General features: G+C 70.5%; 11 protein-coding genes. 4 read left to right on the forward strand and 7 right to left on the reverse strand.

Going from position 1 to position 14,337, the window contains the following annotated elements:
* Positions 1 to 60 precede the first annotated feature (60 nt).
* The 7 genes from ACQPWZ_RS33265 to ACQPWZ_RS33295 are packed head-to-tail and all read right to left on the reverse strand — an operon-like array spanning position 61 to position 7,632.
* Positions 61 to 1,095 carry a LacI family DNA-binding transcriptional regulator gene (locus ACQPWZ_RS33265; RefSeq protein ID WP_340477117.1) on the reverse strand — a complete coding sequence of 345 codons (1,035 nt, stop codon included), beginning with the start codon at positions 1,093 to 1,095 and terminating at the stop codon, positions 61 to 63.
* Positions 1,095 to 2,537 (reverse strand): arabinose isomerase, encoded by a 1,443-nt coding sequence (locus tag ACQPWZ_RS33270; RefSeq protein WP_433573267.1) that lies wholly within the window; start codon positions 2,535 to 2,537, stop codon positions 1,095 to 1,097. The genes ACQPWZ_RS33265 and ACQPWZ_RS33270 overlap by 1 nt, the downstream gene beginning before the upstream one ends.
* The gene (locus ACQPWZ_RS33275; RefSeq protein ID WP_433573268.1) at positions 2,534 to 2,884 is read right to left on the reverse strand and encodes an L-rhamnose mutarotase; all 351 of its coding nucleotides are present in this window, start codon (positions 2,882 to 2,884) and stop codon (positions 2,534 to 2,536) included. Before ACQPWZ_RS33275 ends, ACQPWZ_RS33270 begins: the two co-directional genes overlap by 4 nt.
* A gap of 14 nt (positions 2,885 to 2,898) precedes the next feature.
* Positions 2,899 to 3,984, reverse strand: a complete 1,086-nt coding sequence (gene rhaS, locus ACQPWZ_RS33280; RefSeq protein ID WP_340477121.1) for a rhamnose ABC transporter substrate-binding protein — start codon at positions 3,982 to 3,984, stop codon at positions 2,899 to 2,901.
* A 59-nt stretch (positions 3,985 to 4,043) separates the two neighbouring features.
* Entirely contained in the window at positions 4,044 to 5,036 is a 993-nt protein-coding gene (locus ACQPWZ_RS33285; RefSeq protein WP_356699988.1) for an ABC transporter permease, read from the reverse strand.
* A complete protein-coding gene (locus ACQPWZ_RS33290) occupies positions 5,033 to 6,070 on the reverse strand; it encodes an ABC transporter permease (protein WP_433573269.1) in 1,038 nt (345 codons plus the stop codon). Before ACQPWZ_RS33290 ends, ACQPWZ_RS33285 begins: the two co-directional genes overlap by 4 nt.
* Positions 6,067 to 7,632 (reverse strand): sugar ABC transporter ATP-binding protein, encoded by a 1,566-nt coding sequence (locus tag ACQPWZ_RS33295; RefSeq protein ID WP_433573270.1) that lies wholly within the window; start codon positions 7,630 to 7,632, stop codon positions 6,067 to 6,069. The genes ACQPWZ_RS33290 and ACQPWZ_RS33295 overlap by 4 nt, the downstream gene beginning before the upstream one ends.
* Positions 7,633 to 7,886: 254 nt before the next feature.
* Between ACQPWZ_RS33295 and rhaI the strand changes: the two genes are divergently transcribed.
* The 4 genes from rhaI (at position 7,887) to ACQPWZ_RS33315 (ending at position 14,310) form a co-directional block, all read left to right on the forward strand.
* Positions 7,887 to 9,047 (forward strand): L-rhamnose isomerase, encoded by a 1,161-nt coding sequence (gene rhaI, locus ACQPWZ_RS33300; protein WP_433573271.1) that lies wholly within the window; start codon positions 7,887 to 7,889, stop codon positions 9,045 to 9,047.
* 5 nt (positions 9,048 to 9,052) lie between these two features.
* Entirely contained in the window at positions 9,053 to 11,092 is a 2,040-nt protein-coding gene (locus ACQPWZ_RS33305) for a bifunctional aldolase/short-chain dehydrogenase (protein WP_433573911.1), read from the forward strand.
* Between the two features lie 94 nt (positions 11,093 to 11,186).
* Complete coding sequence (locus ACQPWZ_RS33310; protein ID WP_433573272.1) at positions 11,187 to 12,704, forward strand: rhamnulokinase; 1,518 nt, start codon at positions 11,187 to 11,189, stop codon at positions 12,702 to 12,704.
* Between the two features lie 127 nt (positions 12,705 to 12,831).
* Positions 12,832 to 14,310, forward strand: a complete 1,479-nt coding sequence (locus tag ACQPWZ_RS33315) for a glutamate--cysteine ligase (protein ID WP_340477126.1) — start codon at positions 12,832 to 12,834, stop codon at positions 14,308 to 14,310.
* The last annotated feature ends 27 nt before the right edge of the window (positions 14,311 to 14,337 follow it).

The following is a 14,337-nucleotide window of genomic DNA, read 5'->3' on the forward strand; positions in this document are numbered from 1 at the left end:
GAGGTGGCGTGACGGAGGGTCAAAAAATGTGTGGAGGACAGCTGTTGGAGCGGGCGGCGGTCAGCGCCGGTTGGCCGCCGGCCGTGCGATGGAGGAACCCCGCACCACCAGCTCGGGCTGGAGCACGATCCGCTGATGGCGGTGGTCCGCCGCGTCCGGCCCGGTCTCCTCGATCAGCAGCTCGGCCGCCAGCCGCCCCATCCGGACGGCCGGCTGCCGCACGGACGTGAGAGGCACCGCCGCCGCGGAGGCGAACTCGATGTCGTCGTAGCCGACGAGCGCGATCTCGTCGGGGACGCTCACGCCGGCGGCGAAGAGCGCCTGGAGCACGCCGAGTGCGAGCAGGTCGTTGGCGCAGAACACCGCGGTCGGCCGGGGCGACATCCCCAGCAGCCGGGCCCCGGCGTCCCGGCCGGCCGACACATCGAGCTTCCGGGTCTCGAGGACCGTCAGCCGGTCCTCGTCCAGCCCGGCCTCGGCGAGGGCCCGCAGCACTCCCGTACGGCGGTCCTGGCACTGCGAGAGCTGAAGAGGTCCGCTGACGTAGACGATCCGCTCATGGCCCTGGTCGAGCAGATGCCGCCCGGCGAGGCTGCCGCCGACGACGTCGTCCACCGACACCGAACACCCCTCGGCGCTCGGCACCACCCGGTCGACGGTGACGAACGGGATCTCCTGGCGCCGGAAGCCCGCCAGGTTGCGCCCGGAGGTGTCCGCCGGGGTCACCAGCACGCCACGCACCCGCTGCTCGCTGAACAGGCCGAGATACTCGGCCTCCTCGTCGCTGCTCTGCGCGCTGTTGCAGAGCATCACACCGAGTCCGGCGTCACGGGCCACGCGTTCGGCACCGGCCGCGACATCGACGAAGAAGGGGTTGGCCATGTCGAGCACGAGCAGCGCGATGATGCGGCTCCGCCCGGCCCGCAACTGGCGTGCCGACTCGCTGCGCACATAGCCGAGCCGGTCGATGGTGGACAGGACGCGTGTCCGGGTCGCCTCCGCCACCGAGTCGGGCCGGTTGATGACGTTCGACACCGTGCCGACCGACACCCCGGCCTCGCGCGCGACATCCTTGATACCCACCGACTGCGTCATCAGGCCGAGACCTCCACCAGCTCGAGTCCGCCGAGATCGGCCAGCGCGCGAAGGTCGGGCAGCAGATGACCGGTGGCCAGAGCCCAGTGATGGCCGACCCCGCCGGCACTCCACGCGTCGGTCCATTCACCGGGGTCGCAGCCGAAATCGACGCGCGACGTGGTGTTGCCGATCTCGAGGAGCGGACCGCCGACCACTTTACCCTCGGCCGCGACCAGCCGGTATGCGCCCTGACGGGACTGACCCAGGCCCACCAGGGTGACCGGTCCGTGGCGTACGTCGAACTCCACCGATACGCCCCAGCCCCGCTTGCCGTGGAAGACGCCGAGCCCGCGGAGCAGCGGTTTGCGGGCGCTGACGGCCGGATGGCCCGGGCCGTCGTGGCCCATCTCGACCACGCCCGCCCGGAAGTCCAGTGCCTGGAGTTCGGTGAAGGACCCGCCGCCGCCCAGGCGTCCGGCGATGAGCATCGCGATGGAGGTGCGGAGCTCGTACTCGCCGCAGGCGGGGATCCCGCGAGCGGTCAGCAGCGACGATCCGAGGATCATGCCCGCACCGAGGCGTTCGTGGATCTCGCCCTCCAGACCACGGTGGTAGTACGCGAGGCTGTCCAGGTCGAAGTCCGCGACGAGCCGGTCCAGGCCCACGGACACCCGTGCCGCCCAGACGAGGTCCTCCGTCACCACGCTGTCGTCGAGTTCGAAGACCTCGCGGGTCTCGGCGAGCCGGGCCTCCACCTCCGCGTCGTCGGCCTTCTGGACCCGGACCCGCAGATCGTCGAACTCCAGGACCTCGACATGGCCGCCGAGATGGCCCGGCACCATCGTGAGGTCCGTCGAGACGTCGTACATCCCGGGGTACAGATGGCCCATGAGGCCGTGCCGTCCGCCGCGGAGCACGGCGAGTGCGCCCGCCGCCCTGATCCAGCGGCCGATCCGCTGCCAAGCCCGCTCGTCCTCCAGATACCCGGACACCGAGCGGAAGGGGACGCCGACGCGTTCGAACGTGTTGGCCATCTCGGGCAGCGGACAGGCCCCGCAGTACGCCAGCCAGTCCCCGGTGCCGAACGAGGCATGGTCCATCGCCTCGGTCGGCTGGAGGTTGATGAGCAGCACGGGCGCGCCGCTGCGCCGGGCGATCGGCACGAGCATCGTCGCCGTCATGTACGTGGTCAGGAAGCCGACGATGAGATCGCAGTCGGCCGCCCTCAGCCGCTCTGCGGCCGCCGCACCGTCCGTGGCGTCCGAGATGAAGCCGACGTCGACCACCTCCGCGTCGAACGCCCGCATGCGCTCGGCGACCCGCGCCGCGGATCGCTCCAGCTGGGGCAGCAGCTCGGGGAACTGCGGCCAGTAGGCTCCCAGTCCGCCCGCGACGAGACCGATCCTCGGTCTGCGGCTGACGGCGGGGACGCGTCGGAAGGCGCCGGCCTCGGTGGTCATGTCCGCATCTCCGTCTCCTCCGCGTCGCCGCCGAGATGGAACACCTCGGTCAGCGGCGCCATCGCCTCGTCCGGTCCGGCGCCGTCCAGCGCCTCGAAGAAGTCCGCCATCTCCGCCTGCCAGCGGGCGTTGACCCCGGTGGCGGCCATCGCCTCCCGCGCGGCCGTGAAGTCCTCCGTCTCGAGATAGCCGACGAGCAGTCCGTCCTCGCGCAGGAAGAGGGAGTAGTTGCGCCAGCCGGCGGCGCTGAGCGCCGTGAGCATCTCGGGCCACACGGACTCGTGCCGCCGGCGGTACTCCTCCCTCCGCCCGGTGCGGACCTTCAGCACAAAGCACACGCGCTGCATCCCGGCTCTCCGGCTCAGAAGTCGAACTCGTCGATGTTCTTGACGTCGAAGACGGTCGGCGGGCCGAGGATGACCTCCCCGTCCTTGCCGATCGTGTACTCGCCCAGGTCGCCGGCCGTGAACGTCTCGCCCTGCGCTCCGGTGATCCGGCCGGAGGCGAGGGACGCCGCCGCGTAAGCGCCGAGGCGGCCCAGCTTCTTGGGGTCCCACAGCGAGAACTGCTCGACCGTGCCGTCCTTGACGTACTTGCGCATCTGGTTGGGCGTGCCGAGGCCGTTGAGCACGACCTTGCCCTTGTACGAGGAGCCGCTGATGTAGCGGGCGGCCGCGGCGATGCCGACCGTGGTGGGGGAGATGATGCCCTTGAGGTTGGGATACGCCTTGAGCAGTCCCTGCGTCTCCTGGAAGGACTTCTGGTCGTCGTCGTCCCCGTAGGCGACCTTGACCAGTTTCATGTCCTGGTACGCGGGCTTCTTCAGCTCGTCCTTCATGAACTCGATCCAGGTGTTCTGGTTGGTCGCGTTCTGAGTGGCCGAGAGGATCGCTATCTCACCCTTGTTGCCGAGCTGCTTCGCGAGATGCTGCACCTGGGTGCGGCCGATCTCCTCGGAACTGGCCTGGTTGATGAAGATCTGCCGGCAGTCCTTGGCGGTGTCCGAGTCGTAGGCCACGACCTTGATGTTCTGCCGCATGGCCTGCTTGAGCGGGCCGCAGACGGCATTGGGGTCGTTCGCCGCGATCAGGATGGCGTCCTGGCGCTGCTGGATCAGGGTGTTGATGTACGAGACCTGGGACGAGGCCTTGGCGTCGGAAGGGCCGACCTCCTTGCCGACGGCGCCGAACTCCTTGGCCGCGGCGATCCCCGCGTCGTCGACGATCTTCTCGTACGGGTTGTTGATCTGCTTCGGCAGGAAGGCGAGCTTGAGGCCCTTCTTCATCGGCGCGCCGGGATCCGCCTTCGCGCCGGCGGCCGCGGTCCCGGTGTCCTTGGCGGCGTCGTCCTTGGTGGTGCCCGAGCAGCCGGCGAGAGCGACGGCGAGGGCGCACACGGCTGCCGCGGCGGGCAGGATACGGCGGCGTGCGCGGGAGTGCGGATGCATGGCGGGGCCTTTCGGGTGGCGGGGGCGGGCACGGGGACGAGCGGTGGGGATGTGCGGGGTCAACTCGCGGGCGCTGTCGCTGCGTTGCGCCGGTGGCGGCGCTCACTGACCGTGGTGACGACCCTCGGGGCGAGGACGGACGCGATGAGCAGCAGCCCGGTGACGATCACCTGGATCTCGTTGGACACATCGTTGAGGGTGAGCAGGTTGTTCAGGAGGCCGATCAGCAGGACGCCGGCGACGGCGCCGCCGAGGGTTCCCTTGCCGCCGTCGAAGTCGACGCCGCCCAGCAGCACCGAGGCGATGACGACGAGTTCGAGCCCGACGCCGTTGTCGGCGCGGGCGCTGCCGTAACGCAGCGTGTAGACGATGCCGGCGAACGAGGCGACCAGCCCGGAGACCATGAACAGCGCCAGCTTGATCCGCTTGACCCGGATGCCGGCGAAGTGGGCCGCGTCCTCCTGCGCGCCGACGGCGTAGAGGGAGCGTCCGAAACCGGTGCAGTGCAGGACGACGGCGGCGACGACCGCGAGGACGGCGAACAGCGCGACGGGATAGGGCACGAACGTACCGGGAACGGTCTCGGTGTAGCGGGCCCACCGGGCGTACGACTCGGGAAAGTCGGCCACGGCCTTGTCGCCCAGGGCCACGGAGGCGAGACCCCGGTAGAGGGTGAGGGTGCCGATGGTGACGGCGAGCGAGGGCAGTCCCACCCGGGTGACCAGCCAGCCGTTGAGGAGTCCGCCGAGGACGCCGGTCAACAGACAGATCGGCACGATCAGTTCGAAGGTCCACCCGGCGTCCCACAGTGAACCGGCCAGCGCGCTGGACAGGCCCAGCATGGAGGCCACCGAGAGGTCGACCTGTCCCGCGACGACGAGCAGGGTCATGGGCAGCGCGATCAGCGCGATCTCCGCCGTGTCGTCCAGCGCGGCCGAGAGGTTCGCGGTGTCGGCGAAGCCCTCCGTGGTGCCGGCGCCGGCGAGGAAGACGGCGATCAGCAGGATCCCGACCGCCGTGTCCCAGCGGATGTACTTGGTCAGAGTGCTCATCGCCGGCTCTTCTTCCTCAGGGCGCTGGTGGTGCGCACCTGGACGACACGGTCGGTGGTGATGGCCAGGAGCAGCAGGACGCCGGTGATCGCCTGCTGCCAGAAGGAGTCCACCTTCAGCACGACCAGAGCGCTGCCGATCGTGGTGAGCAGCAGGGCGCCGAGCGCCGCGCCCCACACACTGCCGGTGCCGCCGGTGATGGCGATTCCGCCGACCACGACCGCGCTCACGACGGTGAGTTCCCAGCCGTTCGCGGCGTCGGCGACGACCGTGCCGAACCGCGCCAGCCACAGGGCGCCGGCGAAACCGGCGACCGCGCCGGAGAAGGCGTAGACGGCCAGGACGCGCCGGCGGATCGGGATGCCGGCCAGCCGCGCGGCCTCGGGGTTGGAGCCGATCGCGTACAGCTCACGGCCGCTGCGGTAGGTCCGCAGGAAGTACGCGGTGCCGGCCAGGACCGCGGCGGAGATGAGCGGCAGATAGGGGATGCCCGCCACGGAACCGCTGCCGAGGGAGAGAACCCCGTCGGGGACGTTGGCGGCGTTGATCTGTTCACCGTGGGCCCAAGCGTGGTCGAGGCCCTGGATGACGTAGAGCATGCCGAGGGTGACGACGAGGGCCGGGACCCGGCCGAAGCTGACCAGGGCACCGCTGACCAGTCCGCACACCACACCGAGCGCGATGCCGAGCACGACGACGGTGAACGCGCTGTGGTCCGTGCCGGAGACGAAGTGGCCGCAGGCGAAGGCGGTCAGGCCGACGACGGAACCGACCGAGAGGTCGATGTTGCGGGTGATGACGACGACGGACTGGCCGACGGCGAGCAGGACCAGGATCGAGGAGTTGAGGAGCAGGTCCTTGATGCCCTGGTCGTCGAGGAAGGACGGATTGGCGAGCCAGGTGCCGGCGATCAGCAGGAGGAGTGCGCCGCCGATGCTGATCTCGCGGGCGCGGAAGACGGCGTCGGCGAGGGAGCGCGCCGAACGCTCGGGCGGCGTCCCGGTGGTGGGCGGCTTGTCGAGCGCGGTGGTCATGCGGAGCTCTTTTCGTTGTCACCGGCTGACGGCGCGGGTACCGGCGGCCGGCCGGCTCCCGCCCCGGTGGCGGCGGCCATCACCGACTCCTCGGTGGCCTCGGACCGGTCCAGTTCCCCGACGAGCCGGCCCTCGCGCATCACAAGGATCCGGTCGGCCATGCCGAGCACCTCGGGCAGATCGGAGGAGACCATCAGCACCGCGAGTCCGTCGGCGGCGAGCGACGAGAGCAGCCGGTGGACCTCCGCCTTCGTCCCCACGTCGATGCCCCGAGTGGGTTCGTCGACGATGAGGACGGCGGGCCTGGTGGCCAGCCACTTGGCGAGCACGACCTTCTGCTGATTGCCGCCGGACAGCACGCCGACCGGATCGGACAGCTTGTTGTACTTGAGCTGGAGGCGGACCGCCCAGTCGGCGGCCCTGGCCTGTTCGAGGGCGCGGCGTACGAGGCCGCCCCTGCCGAGCCGGTTCAGCCCGGTGAGGGCGATGTTGCGCTCGATGGACATCTCCATGACCAGCCCGCGCTGTCTGCGGTCCTCGGGTACGAGCGCGATGCCCGCGTCCATCGCGGCGGTGGGGGAGCCGGCCGGCAGCTTGCGTCCCGCCACCGTCACCTCACCGGCGTCGGGGCGGTCGACTCCGAAGACCGCCTGGACCACTTCGCTGCGTCCGGCGCCGACGAGTCCGGCGAGCGCCACGATCTCACCGCGGTGCACGTCGAAGGAGACGTCGCGGAAGACGCCCTCCCGTGTGAGCCGCCGCACGGACAGGGCCGACTCCCCGACGGTGGTGCGCTGTTTGGGATAGAGGTCGTCGAGATCCCGGCCGACCATCCGTCGTACGAGCGCTTCCTCGGTGAGGCCTTCCAGCGGTTCCGTGGCGATCAGCCGTCCGTCCCGCAGCGTGGTGACACGCCGGCAGATCTGAAAGATCTCCTCCAGGCGGTGGGAGATGAACAGGACGGCGGTGCCCTCGCCGCGCAGCGTCTCGACGACGGAGAAGAGGCGTGCCGTCTCGCTCGTCGTGAGCGCCGCCGTCGGTTCGTCCATGATCAGGACCCGTGCGTCGAAGGAGAGGGCCTTCGCGATCTCGACGATCTGCTGGTCCGCGATGGACAGTCCGCGGGCGGGGCGCTGTGGGGCGAGTCCGACACCGAGCCGGGCCATCAGGGCCGACGTGGCCTCGTGGACCGAGCCGCGGTCGATACGGCGCAGCGCGCCCAGCGGCTGACGGCCCATGAAGATGTTCTCGGCGACGGACAGGTCGGGGAAGAGCGTCGGTTCCTGGTAGATGACGGCGATACCGGCGTCGCGGGCGTCACCGGGCCCGTGGAAGACCACCGGGTCGCCGTCGAGCAGCAGCGTGCCCGCGTCGGGCCGGTGCACTCCGGCGAGGATCTTGATGAGGGTCGACTTGCCCGCACCGTTCTCGCCGGCGAGGGCATGGACCTCGCCGGCGAGAAGGCTCAACGAGACGTCCTGCAGGGCCCGTACGGCGCCGAAGGACTTGGAGACGTCCGTCAGCGCCAGAACGGGGGCCGGGCCCGTGTCGGACTGTTTCATGGGGACTCCTCAGGGTCGCCGGGTCGTTCGTCCCTGACGCCGTGAAAGGTTTCAAATGAGTTTCACGGAAGCTAGACGCGTGGGCCCGGCGCCGTCAATGGGTCTGCAGCCCCGAGTTTTCCCGTTGATTCTCGCAACTCAACGCCACGGAAAGTGCCGCGGGTTGAGCCCTTGACAGTGCCTTGCGGGCTCCTTAGCTTCACCCTGATGAATCGATTCATGGCGTTGTTGTCCGTGACACGGGAGTGCTGACCATGCCGAGCCGAACCACCGTCATCGCCGCCCTCCGCACACAGGCCGTCGAGACGGCCTCCTGGGCGTACGCGAACTCCGGCACCCGTTTCAAGGTCTTCGCCCAGCGGGGCGTCCCCCGCACCCCGCAGGAGAAACTGGACGACGCCGCCCAGGTCCACCGCCACACCGGCGTGGCGCCGACCGTCGCGCTGCACATCCCCTGGGACCGGGTCGACGACTACGCGGCCCTCGCGAAGCACGCCGAGGAGCGCGGACTGCGCCTCGGCGCGATCAACGCCAATGTCTTCCAGGACGACGACTACAAACTCGGCAGCGTGTGCCACCCCGACGCCTCGGTCCGGCGCAAGGCACTGGACCATCTCTTCGAGTGCGTCGACATCATGGAGGCCACCGGCTCGCGCGACCTCAAACTGTGGTTCTCGGACGGCACCAACTACCCCGGCCAGGACGACATCCGGGCCCGGCAGGACCGGCTCTGCGACGCGCTCGCCGCGGTGTACGAGCGGCTCGGCGACGACCGGCGGATGCTCCTGGAGTACAAGCTCTTCGAGCCCGCCTTCTACACGACCGACGTGCCGGACTGGGGCACCGCGTACGCGCACTGCCTGAGGCTGGGGGAGAAGGCCCAGGTCGTCGTGGACACCGGCCACCACGCTCCGGGCACCAATATCGAGTTCATCGTCGCGCTGCTGCTGAGGGAGGGGAAACTCGGCGGCTTCGACTTCAACTCACGGTTCTACGCCGACGACGACCTCATGGTCGGCGCTGCGGACCCCTTCCAGCTCTTCCGGATCATGTACGAGGTCATCCGGGGTGGCGGCCTCGTCCCCGGCACCGCCTTCATGCTCGACCAGTGCCACAACATCGAGGCGAAGATCCCCGCGATCATCCGCTCGGTGATGAACGTCCAGGAGGCCACGGCCAAGGCGCTGCTGGTGGACGCCGAGAGCCTCGCCGCCGCGCAGGCGAGCGGCGATGTGCTGGAGGCCAACGCCGCCCTCATGGACGCCTACAACACGGATGTCCGGCCGCTCCTCGCCGATATGCGCGAGGAGATGGGTATCGACCCCGATCCCGTCGGCGCCTACCGCCGCTCCGGCTGGGCCGAGAAGATCGTCGACGAGCGCGTCGGCGGTACGCAGGCCGGGTGGGGGGCATGAACGAGATGGCGCAGCACCCGACGGCCGCCGAACTGCTCGCCCGTTCCCACCGGCTCGGAGCGGACCCGCGCAACACCAACTTCGCCGGCGGCAACACCTCCGCCAAGGGCACCGGCACCGACCCCGTCACCGGTACGGACGTCGAGCTGATGTGGGTCAAGGGATCCGGCGGCGACCTCGGCACGCTCACCGCCGAGGGCCTTGCCGCCCTCCGGCTCGACCGGCTGCGCGCGCTCAGCGCCGTCTACCCCGGTATCGGGCGCGAGGACGAGATGGTGGCCGCCTTCGACTACTGCCTGCACGGCAAGGGCGGGGCCGCGCCCTCCATCGACACCGCGATGCACGGCCTGGTGGACGCGGCCCATGTCGACCACCTCCACCCGGACTCCGGCATCGCGCTCGCCTGCGCGGCGGACGGCGAGGCGCTGACCAAGGAGTGCTTCGGCGAGCGGGTGGTGTGGGTGCCATGGCGGCGGCCCGGCTTCCAGCTCGGCCTGGACATCGCGGCCGTCAAGACGGCGCACCCGCAGGCGATCGGCTGCGTCCTCGGCGGCCACGGGATCACCGCCTGGGGGGCGACGTCCGAGGAGTGCGAGCGCAACTCGCTGGACATCATCCGTACCGCCGAGACCTTTCTGGCCGAGCGCGGCACACCCGAACCGTTCGGACCGGTCCTCGCCGGATACGAACCCCTGACCGAGGCCGAGCGGCGGGTCCGCGCCGCCGCCCTCGCGCCGGTGATCCGCGGTCTCGCCTCGCACGACCGGGCGCAGGTCGGCCACTTCACCGATGCCGGACCGGTGCTCGACTTCCTGTCCCGGTCGGAGCATCCGCGACTGGCGGCGCTGGGCACCTCGTGCCCCGACCACTTCCTGCGCACGAAGATACGGCCGCTGGTCCTCGACCTGCCGGCGGGCGCCGGGCTCGACGCCGCCGTGGACCGGCTGAAGGAGCTCCACCGGGAGTACCGCGAGGCGTACCGGGCGTACTACGAGCGGCACGCCGACGAGCACACACCCCCCATGCGCGGCGCCGATCCGGCGATCGTGCTGGTCCCCGGCGTGGGCATGTTCTCGTTCGGCAAGGACAAGCAGACGGCTCGGGTCGCCGGCGAGTTCTATCTCAACGCGGTCCATGTGATGCGCGGTGCCGAGGCCGTCTCGTCCTACGCGCCGATCGAGGAGTCCGAGAAGTTCCGCATCGAGTACTGGGAACTGGAGGAGGCCAAGCTCCGGCGGATGCCGAGGCCCAGGCCGCTGGCCGCCCGGATCGCGCTGGTCACCGGAGCCGGCTCCGGCATCGGCCGGGCGATCGCGCACCGGCTCGTCGCCGAAGGCGCCTGCGTCGTCGTCGCCGATCGTTCCCGGACCGGCGCCGAGACAGTGGCCGCCGAGCTCGGCGGACCCGATCACGCGGTTCCAGTGACCGTCGACGTGACGAGCGAGGAGCAGATCACCGAAGCCTTCGCGGCCGCCCATCTCGCCTTCGGGGGCGTCGACCTGGTCGTGAACAACGCCGGGATCTCCATCTCCAAGCCGTTGCTGGAGACATCGGCAAAGGACTGGGATCTCCAGCACGACATCATGGCGCGCGGATCCTTCCTGGTGTCCCGGGAAGCCGTCCGCACGATGACCGCCCAGCGACTGGGCGGCGACATCGTCTACATCGCGTCCAAGAACGGGGTCTTCGCCGGTCCCAACAACATCGCCTACGGCGCGACGAAGGCGGATCAGGCGCACCAGGTCAGGCTGCTGGCGGCCGAGGTCGGTGAGCACGGCATCCGGGTCAACGGGGTCAACCCCGACGGTGTGGTGCGTGGCTCCGGCATCTTCGCGGGCGGCTGGGGCGCCCAGCGGGCCGCCGTCTACGGCGTGGAGGAGGCGGAACTCGGCGCGTTCTACGCCGGGCGCACGCTGCTGAAGCGGGAGGTGCTGCCGGAGCATGTGGCCAACGCGGTCTTCGCGCTGACCGGCGGGGACCTCTCGCACACCACCGGACTGCACATCCCGGTGGACGCCGGGGTGGCGGCCGCCTTCCTCCGCTGACCGCGCGGCGCCCGATGACGACAAGCCGGAACGCCGCACCCGACCCGGCCGCCGCCCCCTGGAAGCGCCCGCACCCGACCGGCAGGAGGTGAACGTGACCGTCACCGAACCCCTCGCCTTCGCCGCCGTCGACCTCGGTGCGTCGAGCGGGCGGGTGATGCTGGGCCGCGCCGGCCCGGGCGTACTGGAGCTGACCGAGGTCCACCGGTTCCCCAACCGGCCGGTCAGGACCGGCGCCACCCTGCACTGGGACATCCTCGCCCTCTACCGCGGCGTGCTCGACGGCTTGCGGGCCGCGGCCGCCGCGACGGACGGACGCCTCGCGGGCATCGGCATCGACAGCTGGGCCGTCGACTACGGACTTCTCGACGCGTCCGGCGAGCTCCTCGGCAATCCGGTCCACTACCGGGACGACCGTACGAAGGGAGTGGCGGAGAGGGTCGCGGCCGTCCTGCCGGCCCGCGAACTGTACGCCGCGACAGGGCTCCAGTATCTGCCGTTCAACACCGTCTACCAGCTGGTCGCGGCAGACGGAACTCCCCAACTCGCGGCCGCCCGGCAGGCGTTGATGATCCCTGATCTGATCAGTTACTGGCTGACCGGCAGGGCCGGCACGGAGATCACCAACGCCTCCACCACACAGCTGGTCGACCCCCGCACCCGCGACTGGTCCCCCACCGTCGCCCGGCGTCTGGGGATCGACCTCTCCCTCTTCCCGCCGCTGCGGGCACCCGGCGACGGTGCCGGCACCCTGCGCCCCGAGGTACTGGCCGAGACCGGGCTCACCGGGCCGGTGCCGGTGATCGTCGTCGGTTCGCACGACACCGCGTCGGCGGTCGTCGGCGTCCCCGCCGACGGCGAGGACTTCGCCTATGTCGCCACCGGCACCTGGTCACTCGCCGGGGTGGAGCTGCCCGCACCGGTCCTCGGGGAAGCGAGCAGACGCGCCAACTTCACCAATGAACTCGGCGTGGACGGTACGGTCCGGTATCTGCGCAACATCATGGGCCTGTGGCTCCTCCAGGAGTGCCTGCGGAGCTGGGAGGCCCAGGGCCGGTCCCAGGCTCTCCCCGCACTGCTCGACGCGGCCGCGGCCGCCGTACCGCTGCGCTCCGTGGTCGACGCGAGCGACCCCGCCTTCATCGCCCCCGGAGACATGCCCCGCCGTATCGCCGAGGCCTGTCTGCGCACGGGACAGCCCGAGCCCCGCACCGAGGCCGAGACGGTGCGCTGTGTTCTGGACTCGCTCGCGCTGGCCCACCGGCAGGCCGTGGAGGACGCCGTCCGGCTGTCGGGACGTTCCGTCTCGCGGGTGCACATCGTCGGGGGCGGAGTGCGCAATCCGCTGCTGTGCCGGCTGACGGCCGAGGCGACGGGCCTGCCGGTCGTCACCGGTCCCGCGGAGGCCGCCGCCTTCGGCAATCTGCTGGTGCAGGCGCGTGCGGCGGGGGCCGTCACCGGAGGCCTCGGGGAACTGCGCGCACTGCTCCGCACCACCCAGGAGCTGAGGGTCCACGAGCCGCGAGGTGCGAGCGGCACGACGCGTGAGGCCTGGGACGAGGCGGCATCCCGCTGCGGCCGTGCCGAGGGTGCATCTGCCCGGCCCCGGTGAACCCGAGGCGCACCGGTGGCGTCACCTCCCCCGTGCGAGAGGCCGCCGCGGCTCCCTCACTGGTCGCGTCGGCCCGGGAGTGCGATTCTGGGAGAGGGCAGTCTGCCGAGGGGACTCGGGAGGGCCGATGGGACGAGATGTCCCGGCGAAGGTGTTCACACGTGAGGACCGCCGCCGGTACCGGATCAAGATGCAGGCATGCCTCGACGCCTTCGCGCAGATGCTGCGCGACTCCCGGTTCGAGTTCGAGCGGCCGCAGGTCGGTCTGGAGATCGAGCTCAATCTGGCGGACGCCGAAGGCCGGCCGGCGATGCGCAGCACCGACGTGCTGGAGGCGATCGCCGATCCCGCCTGGGCGACCGAGCTGGGCCGGTTCAATCTGGAGATCAACATCCCGCCGCGGCGGCTCACGGCCGGCGGTCCCGACGACTGGGAACAGGAGATCCGCGACGCGCTCAATCATGCCGAGGAGCGGGCAGCCGCCGTCGGCGCGCATCTGATCATGGTGGGCATCCTGCCGACCCTGCGGCAGCCGGACGTGGGCGAGGCCGCGCTGTCGGAGGATCCGCGCTACAGGCTGCTGAACGAGCAGGTCTTCGCGGCCCGCGGCGAGGATCTGAAGATCGCGGTGGACGGGGTGGACCGGCTGCGGACGTATGCCGACACCATCACGCCCGAGGCGGCGTGCACCAGTACCCAGTTCCATCTCCAGGTCTCGCCGGACGAGTTCGCCGGCTACTGGAACGCCGCACAGGCCATCGCCGGCGTCCAGGTGGCGCTGGCCGCGAACTCGCCGTTCCTGTTCGGCAAGGAGCTGTGGCACGAGACCCGTATCCCCCTCTTCGAGCAGGCCACCGACACCCGCTCCGACGAGATCAAGGTGCAGGGGGTGCGGCCCCGCGTGTGGTTCGGAGAACGGTGGATCAACAGTGTCTTCGACCTCTTCGAGGAGAACGTGCGGTACTTTCCCGCGCTGCTCCCGCTGTGCGACGACCAGGACCCGCTGCAGACCCTGGACGGCGGCGACATCCCCGAGCTGGCCGAACTCACCCTGCACAACGGCACGATCTACCGCTGGAACCGCCCGGTGTACGCCATCGACCACGACAAACCGCATCTGCGCGTGGAGAACCGCGTACTCCCCGCCGGGCCCACGGTCGCCGACGTCCTCGCCAACGGTGCGTTCTACTACGGTCTGACCCGCGCGCTGGTCGACGAGGAGCGTCCGGTCTGGTCCCGCATGTCGTTCTCGGCCGCGGAGGACAATCTGCACGCCGCCGCGCGGAACGGGATCGACGCACGGCTGTACTGGCCCGGCATGGGTGAGGTGCCCGTGGTCGAGCTGGTGCTGCGCCGGCTGCTGCCGCTGGCGCACCAGGGGCTGGAGCGGTCGGGCATGGACGCGGCATGGCGGGAGCCGCTGCTGGGGATCATCGAACAGCGGTGCATCACGGGCCGCAACGGGGCGGTCTGGCAGAAGGAGATGTTCCATCACATCGCCGACAGCGCCCACGTCGGATCCCGCGAGGCGCTGCGCCGGATGACCCGGCAGTACAGCGACTACATGCATCTCAACGCACCGGTCCACACCTGGCCGGTGGACTGAGAGCGGCAAGAGGCCCGGCCACCGTCG

Source organism: Streptomyces sp. CA-251247, assembly GCF_050952975.1.
GTDB lineage: Bacteria > Actinomycetota > Actinomycetes > Streptomycetales > Streptomycetaceae > Streptomyces > Streptomyces achmelvichensis.